We start from the raw sequence: 8,923 nt of genomic DNA on the forward strand, positions 1-8,923 counted from the left end.
GACCGAGGAGGGCCCGCGTGTCCACCACCCGCCGCCGCGGACCGACCCGGGGCGGCCTGCTTCCCGCCGCCCTCGCCTGCCTCCTGATCGCGGCCGCCGCCGCCCTGGGCATCTGGGTCCAGTTCGGCGAACGCCAGACGCAGGACACCGTGTACGCCGTGGGCGGTTCGCCCCCGGACCGGGTGGACGTCGGCGCCTCGGTCCAGCGCGTCGACGCCGCCGGCCGGGAACTGGTCCTCCGCGTCCTGGTCACCCCCCGGGGCCGCCTGGCCGAGGCCGGCGGGGTCTCCCCCGCCGAGGACCTGACGCTGCAGACCTCCCCCTCCACCCGGGGCGACCTGTCCTTCCCGGCGCACAGCCGCATCGCGACCACGGACCTGGCCGTCGCCCTGACGGGCGGCTCGATCACCGACTACCCCTTCGACGCCTACGACGCGGCGATCGAGTTCACCGCCGTCCAGGGCGGCGAGCAGGTCCCCGTCCGCGTCACGCTCACCAACGGCGACGCGCTCTTCTCCGCGGCGGTGGACGCCAGCGAGGGGAACGGGACCGCGTACTACGCCGTCGCCCTCGGCCGCTCCGACAGCGTGCTCGTCTTCGCCGTCTTCATGATGGTGGCCATGTGGGCCCTGGCCGTCGCCGTGTTCCTCGGCGCCTGGTTCCTCGTCACCCGCCGCAAGGGACTGACCTGGCCCGCCCTCGGCTGGATGGCCGCCACGCTCTTCGCACTCGCCGCCTTCCGGAACACCGCCCCCGGAACGCCCCCGATCGGCAGCCTCCTGGACTACCTCGCCTTCCTCTGGGCCGAGACCGTGATCGCCTGCTGCCTCGTCGCCGTGGCGGTCACGGGCTTCCGCGCCGAACGCCACACGCGGGACACCCCCGGGTCCCCCGGGACCCCGATGCCCCCGGGGACCCCGTAGCCACCCCCTCGCCCCTCCTGCCGGGGGCCGCCCGCCCCCGGCCGACGCCACCGACCCGCACGTACGCCGCCGGGCCGCCGGCTCACCGCCCCCTGACACGGCGGCCGGAACGCGTCGCGGCACGTCACATCTGGTAGACCTCGAAGCGGCATTCCAGGTCGACGCGCCGCTCGTCGGGTTCCTCCTTGCTGTCGGGTGTCTTGGCGCCGAGCTCGCCGTGCACCTCGATGTCGAGCCGCGCGGCGGCGCCCGCCAGGTCCCGGAGGATCTTCCCCACCGCGTCCGCGCGTTTGCGCGCGAGGTCCTGGTTCTGCTGGACGGTCCCGGTGGTCGATGCCCGCCCGGTCAGGCGGATCGGCTGGTTGCCTTTGCGGATCTCCGTCTGTACCGCCGTCGGCAGCCCCATGTACCAGTCGTGGACGTGCCGGATCTTCTGCTGGGGCAGCGCGTAGCTGCCCGCGGGGTCGAAGTGGACGGTCGTGATGTGCGACGAGGTCGTCGGCCGGGGGACCGGCCCGCCCCCGGACTGGGTGAGCGCACCATGACGCACCCACTTCTGGGACGAGGAGACCTGAAGCCCGGTGAGATTCCCGGCCGCGTCCACGACGAACCGGCCGCTGAAGCTCTCGTCTCCGCGGCCCACCGGGTCCCAGCGCCCGGCGATCGAGTAGACGATCGCCGACACGGGCTCGTTCGCGGCCGTGTAGGCGGACGGCGTGAAGGTGATCGTGAAGTCCGAGGCGTGGAGCGAGCTGGACCGGCCTCGGTCCTCCGTGACCGAGACGCGGCGCACGTTGAAGCCGTCGTATTCGAGCACGACGTCGAACCAGAAGGTCTGGGAGTCGATGAAGTACCTGGGGTGGTGCGCGGTGACCGGAAAGCGGAAGGTCCTCTTCTGGATCGCCAGGCCGGTGGGACTCGGACTGTGGATGTACGACGCCGGCGTCGCGGTGACGGAGAAGTCCCCGTTGAACACGTGCTGTTGCAGCCTGTCGAAGACGCCGAGCCCCAGCTCCGCGGCGGGGATGAGGACCCCGGCGAGCGCGATGAAGCCCACCTCGGGAGAGGAGCCGGCGTCCCAGCCGGGTTCCACGTACTCCCAGACCTGCCGTGGCACGTCCGACTCCCGGGCGTACGCGAGGCCGGACTCCGACCCGGTCCAGCCCTCGGCCGCGCGGGGGCCGAAGGAAGAGTCGGGCGCGTGCGACGCTGTCGTGCGCACCAGCGCGTCGAGGAGCGCCGGGATCGCCTCCAGCAGGGGCGGCACCACCTGAAGAGCCGCCAGAGCGGCTTCGGTCGGTGCGGTTCGCGGCGCGGGCGTGGCGGGGGCGGGCTCGGCCTCCGCCTCGGTCAGCCAGGCGATGGCGTCAAGTTCACCGAAGCCGGCCTCGTACTGCCTGCTGTCGTCTGCCACAAGGTCCTCATCCATCGTCGGTCGCCTCGTCGGGCGTTCGGTTTGCGCTGTCCGGTTGTGGGCGTGAGGTGCGGGGCGTGCCGGTGGTCGCCGAATCGCCGGCGGGCGCCCTTCGTTCGAGTTCGGCGAGCCGCGCGAGGGCTGCGCCGACATCGAGCCTGCCGTGACCCATGCGGTCGCGTCCGGCGGGGGAAGGGCGTGCCGTGCTGCGCAGCAGGTCGGTGATCTCGTCCGAGTGCAACGGCCGTCCCGCCGCCTCGAACAGGACGGCGACAGCCGCGGCCACGTGCGGCGCCGCCATGCTCGTGCCGCTCATGGTGGTGACACCGTCCCGCACGCGTCGTCCGTCGACGGGCGCCGAGGAGCGGGCCGCCGTGATCGCGACCCCGGGCGCGGCGAGGTCGGGCTTCACCCGCAGGTCCCTGGCCGGCCCCGCGCTGCTGAACCCACCCGGGGGCTCGCCGGGCGCGCGCTGGTCGAAGGCCGCGACGGCGAGGGTGCGGGCGCCGTTGCACAGGGTGTTGGTCGTGAACAGCGGGTCGGGTGCCGTGAAGCGGCTCTGGCGGCCGCGGTGCGCTCGCTCGATCCAGCCGTGCACCTCGCCCCGTTCGATGCGCCCCGGCAGCAGCCGCACCCGCCACGTGCCCTGCGGGGCGCCCGGCCACAGGAACAGGTCCACGACGTGGTCCCCGCTCCCCGGATCCGTACGCCGGTGGAAACCCGAGACGACGACCCGGCCCGCGTCCCGGACGACCCCTTCGGCGCCGGGCGGGAGCCGGGCCGCGAGCGTGCCGTCGGGCGCCACCAGTTCCACCGTCAGCTCATCGGCCGCCGGGTACCAGATCTCCATCTCGGCGTCGACGGCGTGCGGAGGTTCGACGGTCCAGCCCCACTCGACCGGGGTGCCTTCGGCCAGTTGGGCACTGCAGTGCTGGGCCGTGGCGAAGTAGTTGCCCGCCGAGCAGACGATCTGACGGCCCGGCACTTCGAGGAGGGCGTCGAGTGCGCTGACCACCAGAGGAGTTCTGTCATGGGGCCCGCCGACCCTGCCCAAACTCATACTGAGCACGACGGGCCGGTCACCGGCCGTCCGGAAGATCCAGTCGACGCCTTCGAGGATTCGGACGGAATCGGCGAGGGTGTCGTACGGTGACGTGTCGTCGGCGCGCAGGTGCACGGCGAGGATCGACGCGTCCGGTGCGAGGCTTCTCGGCGCCCCCGACCGGCCGTTGCCGCAGGCGATGCCCAAGGTGTGTGTGCCATGGGTCCCTTGGCCGTACGGGTCGGACTGGGCCGGGTCGTAGTCGAGGAACTCGTACGGATTCGGTTGCGCGAGCGCCCGGTTCACCATGGCCGTGTCGAGCACCCGCCCGTAGCCGTACGCCGGCGGGCTCGACGGCGTACGGCCGCCGCGCTGGTCCCACAGGGACAGGAAGCGGCTGCCCCCACTGTCGCCGCCGTCGGCGGCGGGGGGCCGGACGAAGTCGACATGGGCCACGTCGAACCCCCAGTCCAGGAGGCCGACCACGGTGCCCCGTCCGGTCCACGGCCACGGTGGCGCGTCCGTGGCCGTCGCCTCCCCGGCCTCGGACGCACACTGCGGGCCGGGCACGGCGGTCACGGACGGGGGTGCGTCGTGCACGACGACGTCATGAGGCAGGTAGTGGTGCGTGCGCTTGAGGCTCAGCACGTCGGGGTGCCGCCGCACCTCCGTGACGGCGTCGAGGTCCACGCGTGCCGTCACGATCGTGCCGGCACGCACCACCACGTCCAGACCGGGCACCTCGCTCTCCGGCGTGCGCAGGCGCGCGATGACACCCACGCGGCGCCCGTGCGCCGCCTGCGGTTGCCGCTCGGACGTCGTGAGCAACAGCTGCCGCAGGTGCGGGTCGTAGTCGACGGCCATAGTGATCCCTGCTGTGCTCTGCTCATCCCTGCACGACGCTCTCCACCGACCGCGGGCCCTACGGCTTGGGGGCAGCGGTCTTCCTGGCCGGGCTGCTCCTCTTGGCCGGAACAGCCTTCTTGGCCGCACCGGGACCGGCTCCCGCCGCCTGTGCGGGCCCTGACGCGCCGCCGGTCGCCGACTGTGTCTGGACCGTGCCCGAGCCGAGGATGTCCGGCTTCGCCGCCAGGGCCTTCTGGGCCAGCGGGATGTGCTGGAGGTCCTCGGCCGTCAGGGCCGCGCCCTTGGCGACCGCCGCGGTGATCACCTCGGTCACGGCGGTGACCGCCGCGTCGGTGGCGGCCGCGTCGGCGGCCCTGCCCTCGCGACGGGCGGCGCTGTCGGCCGAGATGACCGCGAGAGCGCCCGACTGCGCGGCCGGCATCCCGGCGGCCGCGGACATGGCCAGGGGCAGGAGATGACGGCGCCGGTCCTTCGGCAGGGACATCAGCGCGACGAACGGCATGAGGTTGTTCACGTCAGAACCCTCCCGACATGGCCATGGCCATCATCATCATGGTCATCGAGTTGTCGCTGCCCCCGCCGTCCGACTGGGGCATCATCATGAACATCAGCGGCAGCAGGCTGTTGTCGTCGCCGTCCGTCTTCACCGGCTTGCCCGTGGCCGACCCGCTGACCGCGTGGGAGTGGTCCTCGAACCTTCCGCTCAGCTGCTGCTGCATCAGCAGGTTCATCATCATGTTCGTCATCTGCTGCTGTTGCTGGTCCGCCCGCGACTTCCGCAGGGACGCCTGGGTCTCCTGGCGCAGCTTGCGCACCATGGCCTGCTGCTTGGCGATCGCGGCCTGAGTCTCGCCGACGACGCTGCCGACGCGGGTGCCCAGCGTCGTCAGGTCCTTCTGCAGCGTGTTGATGCGTGCCGAGTCGGCGTTGAGCGTCGCCTGAAGACGCGCGACGGCGGCGTTGAACTCGTCTCGGTGCACCAGGGGCGTCTGGAGCTGCACCTGCGCCGGCCCCCGGGGCGTCTGCACGGTGGCCTGGGTGACACCCCGCGCCGGCGCCACGGAGACGTGCGGCGCGGCCGGTCGGGGCGGCGGTTTGAGGGCGTTGCCCACGGCCCTGATCCCGGCCCCGACGGGGTCGAGGAACCCGAGCTGCGGGATGACGGCGCCGAGACCGGGCAGGAACTCGGCCTCGTCGTCCCAGTCGAGCAGGTTCTCGGACTCAGCCGGCGCGTCCGGCTCGTCCAGCAGGTCGTCCCATACGGTCATCGCTCTCCTCGGTTCCTGGTGCTGGTGACGGGCACGGTGGTGTCCGTCCGGGTGGGCAAGGTGTCTTGGTCGGCGAGGGGAAGGGCGGGAACCGGCTCGTACGGTCCGACGCCCGGGTCGGGGCCGGCGTCCGCGACGGCGGCGAGCGCGGGCGCGAGCCACTCGCGCAGGTGCGGGTCGGGCGGGAAGTGCCCGGGCGAACCGAGTCCGGCGCAGGTCGCGCAAGCGGCTTCGGTCCCCCAACACCCGGCGCAGCAGCCGAACTTGGCGGCGAGCTGCCGGAGGACGTCGAGAGCCGCGTCCCGCTGCTGCCGGACCGCGGCAAGCCGCTGCGAGAGCCGCTCGACCCGGGCCCGTACCTCGGCCCAGGAGGGCGCGTCGAGCGCGTCGGAGCCCGCCGGCCGGAGGTCTTGCGATCCGTACCCCGGCCCGTCGGCCGACGCGGAGCCAGGCGCGTACACCGGTCCGGGATGCGACGGGTGGTTCGGTACGGCGTCGGCCGCGATCCCGTTCGACAGGTCGGGTGTGGGCTCGGACTCGGAGCCCGTCGCCAACTGTTCGGCGAGGAAGGCGGTGTAGTCCCCCCGGCGCAGCGCCTCCAGCTGGCCCGCGGTGACCCCGGCACGCTGAGCGGCCAGCTGCAGTACGAGCTCACGGTCGATGGCCATCAGAAGACCCCTTCGTCCATCCAGCGGTGCACGACGTCCGCACCGACCTCGAAGTGGGCGGCGTCCTCGGGCTCGAGCCCGGCGCCCCAGAAGATGCCGAACCGGCTGAACACGTCGTGCAGGGTGAGCAGACCCTGCTCCACCCGGCCGCCGACGGGCACAGGGACCCGACCGTCGAGTGTCACGTCCAGGGCGAGTCCCAGCGCGTGGGAGCTCAGGACGTCCGGCCGGCCCCGGACGTGGCGCACACAGAGCATCCCGCTCGGGCTCGTCCGGGCATGGAGCTCCGGGTCGGCCTGCTCCAGCGCCGCGAACGCGTCCTGGAACAGGGCGACCGCCTGCCGGTGGCCCCGCACCCGGACCGTACCGACCTGATCGGTCACCATCCGCCCCTCCCAGAGGGGCGAGGTGAGAGCCTGGCACGCCTCGGTCACCAGATCACGCGGCCGCCCGAACCGTGCGACGAGCAGACTCGTCGGGCAGGCACTGACACCCGGGTTGAGCGCGGAGCGGTCCGGCAGCGGCGCCGGGTTCCCGTCCGAGCGCCGCGGTGGCGCGACCGGGGAGTCGTCGTCTGCGGATGCGGTGGAGCCGCCGGGTTCGGGCGGCCAGGAGGGTTCCGGCTCGGCATCGGTGAGCGACTCCCGACCCTCGGGTCGAGCGACGAGGTCCACCAGCCGGGGAAGGAGGACGGCGAGCTGCCGCAGGATGTCGCCCGTGCTGCCGGGCGCGGGCTGTGGCTGTGGCTGTGGCTGTGGAGGCACCGCGGCGGGCGGCGGCGGAGTCGGCGGAAGGGAAGGCTGCGCGGCCGGCGCCGGCTGCGAGCTTGCGGGAACGGGGACAGCACCGGCGGAGGACGGCGGCGGCGGCAAGGCCGGGCTCGGGGCCGGGGCCGGGCGAGGCACCGGTGCCGGCGGGAGGCGGGAGGGCGCCGGTGGCTTGCTCGTGAGCTGCTGGACAGCGCTGATGATGGCCGGAGCGGCGCTGATGACGGCCGGGATGATCGACGCCAGCGCGGGCAGGAACTCGGCCTCGTCGACGCCCGGTTCGTACCGCTCTCGCGCGGGGGGCCCGGTCAGCCACTCGCCCACCGCGTCGTCCGCTCCGACGGCGCGGGCTCCGTCGGCCTGCCGCCCTTCACCCGTCAGCCACTCGGCCGCGGTCTCGTCGCTGCCCCATGCCGAGGCCGCACCGCCCACGGCGCCGCTTTCCCGTTCAGGCTCCATGAGCGCCTCCCTTGGCCGACGTCGGGAAACGTCCGCGTCCGATCGTGCGCGAACGTGAATCCGGAATCCAAGAACACGGCCGCGTCCTTCCGGGTGATCGCCTGCCCGACGGCGCCGGGGGTGGGCGGGATCAACACCACGGCGGCCGGCTGCCGGCGTCGCCCGGGATGCGGGCGGCCGGGTCCGAGCCCCTGGAGACCTGTCCCGGAAAGACCACCGACCGGTGGCACTGCCGCTCCTCGTACGGGGCCGGAGCCACGGTGACTTCGACCGGCATCAGGCGAGGCCGAACCAGGTGCGGAACAGGCTCCGAGGAGCACGCCAATCGATCGACCGGTCAGCACAACGCGAGGTGTTCGACAGCTCTCCTGCCGGCCCGTCAGTCCAAGCCTGCCCGCGGCGTCGGACGATCTTGCCACGTCACCACCACGGCAACGGGCGAGGGTACGACGTTGCCCACAAGGCACCGGCTGCTTCGCGCCGCCCCGGCTCGGCACGGCGTCCAGGGACCGCGGGCCTCGAACGACCGGTCGATTCCCGCCGGGCCATGGACGGGCAGCCGGCAAGCGCCTGAACGTCGCCGATGTCCGCGCGACTTGTCCGATGCCCTGTGGGAGCTGGTCGAGCCGGTCGTGACCGCCTGGCGGTCCGAGGCCGCGGCCGCGGCCTCGACACGGACCGCACTCGACCACGACCTGCGATGCCTCCTCGACTCTGTCCTCTCCGTGAACCGGACCGGGATCCCCTGGCGCCACCTGCCGCACGACTACCCGCACTGGAACACCGTCCACGCCTACGGTGCCCGCTGACTGGAGGAAGGCGTCCTCGACCAGCGTCCCCGCTTCCGAGCAGGGCATCGATGCCGGGAAGAAGTTCGTGGGCCGCAAGCGGAGCATCGCCATCGACACCGTTGGACTCCTTCTCCAAGTCCGTCGAGAGGACACTGGGCTGGCTGATGAACTTGGCAGCGTAGGCGCGGGCCCCTGACACGACAGACGACATTCCTGATCATCGATGCGTTCATGTTTATGCAGGTCAGCCGGTCGCGTCGGCCTTCCGAAGTGCGGGATCCACCCCCGTCCCACACAGTGGGTGTGTGGGCTGAACCGCATCGCCGACCGCGGTATCCCAAGGGGCAGCACGATGAGGACGCTCCACACCGTGGCAGCGCGTGATCACATCGTCGAAACAGCCACGATGACTTCCCTTCCTTGACGGGCCACTGGCCCATGCGGCCATGACGGCAGGCGGGGCTCGGCGGGCGTACGCCAGGACCGGGAGGAGCCGAAGAATGACGTATTCGAGCATTGATCGGCGCGACGGGTTCTTCCCGCACGCGCCTCGCCGTGCGGGAAACGCCGGCGGCGGCGCTTAAGAGAACTCTGCAACCCGGCCGATGTGGCTGCGATGGTGTCTCGGTGTAAGCAGCTGGAGGAGTCATGACAGGCGACGCTACGGGTGCCGTCTACGGCATTACGCCGGACGGCCTGTTGCAGTGGTACCGCCACGACGGAG

General features: G+C 72.5%; 7 protein-coding genes and 1 pseudogene. 2 read left to right on the forward strand and 6 right to left on the reverse strand.

What is annotated here, in order from left to right:
- Positions 1 to 17: 17 nt before the first annotated feature.
- On the forward strand, positions 18 to 923 hold the full coding sequence (locus ABZ621_RS20955) for a DUF4436 family protein (protein WP_360606615.1): 906 nt from the start codon (positions 18 to 20) through the stop codon (positions 921 to 923).
- Positions 924 to 1,047: 124 nt separating this feature from the next.
- Here the strand turns inward: ABZ621_RS20955 and ABZ621_RS20960 are convergent, their stop codons facing one another.
- Genes ABZ621_RS20960 through ABZ621_RS20985 form a run of 6 tightly spaced genes read right to left on the reverse strand, consistent with a single transcriptional unit; the run spans position 1,048 to position 7,408 of the window.
- A complete protein-coding gene (locus ABZ621_RS20960; RefSeq protein ID WP_360606617.1) occupies positions 1,048 to 2,337 on the reverse strand; it encodes an OmpA family protein in 1,290 nt (429 codons plus the stop codon).
- 7 nt (positions 2,338 to 2,344) lie between these two features.
- Complete coding sequence (locus ABZ621_RS20965) at positions 2,345 to 4,243, reverse strand: S8 family serine peptidase (protein ID WP_360606619.1); 1,899 nt, start codon at positions 4,241 to 4,243, stop codon at positions 2,345 to 2,347.
- A gap of 58 nt (positions 4,244 to 4,301) precedes the next feature.
- Positions 4,302 to 4,760, reverse strand: coding sequence for a hypothetical protein (locus ABZ621_RS20970; protein ID WP_360606620.1), 459 nt, complete (start codon positions 4,758 to 4,760; stop codon positions 4,302 to 4,304).
- Position 4,761: 1 nt separating this feature from the next.
- On the reverse strand, positions 4,762 to 5,514 hold the full coding sequence (locus tag ABZ621_RS20975) for a hypothetical protein (RefSeq protein WP_360606622.1): 753 nt from the start codon (positions 5,512 to 5,514) through the stop codon (positions 4,762 to 4,764).
- Positions 5,511 to 6,182, reverse strand: coding sequence for a hypothetical protein (locus tag ABZ621_RS20980; RefSeq protein WP_360606624.1), 672 nt, complete (start codon positions 6,180 to 6,182; stop codon positions 5,511 to 5,513). The genes ABZ621_RS20975 and ABZ621_RS20980 overlap by 4 nt, the downstream gene beginning before the upstream one ends.
- A complete protein-coding gene (locus ABZ621_RS20985; RefSeq protein ID WP_360606626.1) occupies positions 6,182 to 7,408 on the reverse strand; it encodes a hypothetical protein in 1,227 nt (408 codons plus the stop codon). The genes ABZ621_RS20980 and ABZ621_RS20985 overlap by 1 nt, the downstream gene beginning before the upstream one ends.
- Positions 7,409 to 7,941: 533 nt before the next feature.
- Here ABZ621_RS20985 and ABZ621_RS20990 point away from each other — a divergent pair.
- A pseudogene (locus tag ABZ621_RS20990) lies at positions 7,942 to 8,338 on the forward strand (transposase); the annotation flags it as partial.
- Between the last annotated feature and the right edge of the window lie 585 nt (positions 8,339 to 8,923).

Origin of the sequence: Streptomyces sp. NPDC007863, from assembly GCF_040633895.1 — a bacterium.
Classification (GTDB): Bacteria; Actinomycetota; Actinomycetes; order Streptomycetales; family Streptomycetaceae; genus Streptomyces.

Coding starts and splice junctions, on each gene's coding strand:
- ABZ621_RS20980 (WP_360606624.1), bottom strand. CDS start 6,182: ATGGCCATCGACCGTGAGCTCGTACTGCAGCTGGCCGCTCAGCGTGCC.
- ABZ621_RS20975 (WP_360606622.1), bottom strand. CDS start 5,514: ATGACCGTATGGGACGACCTGCTGGACGAGCCGGACGCGCCGGCTGAG.
- ABZ621_RS20965 (WP_360606619.1), bottom strand. CDS start 4,243: ATGGCCGTCGACTACGACCCGCACCTGCGGCAGCTGTTGCTCACGACG.
- ABZ621_RS20985 (WP_360606626.1), bottom strand. CDS start 7,408: ATGGAGCCTGAACGGGAAAGCGGCGCCGTGGGCGGTGCGGCCTCGGCA.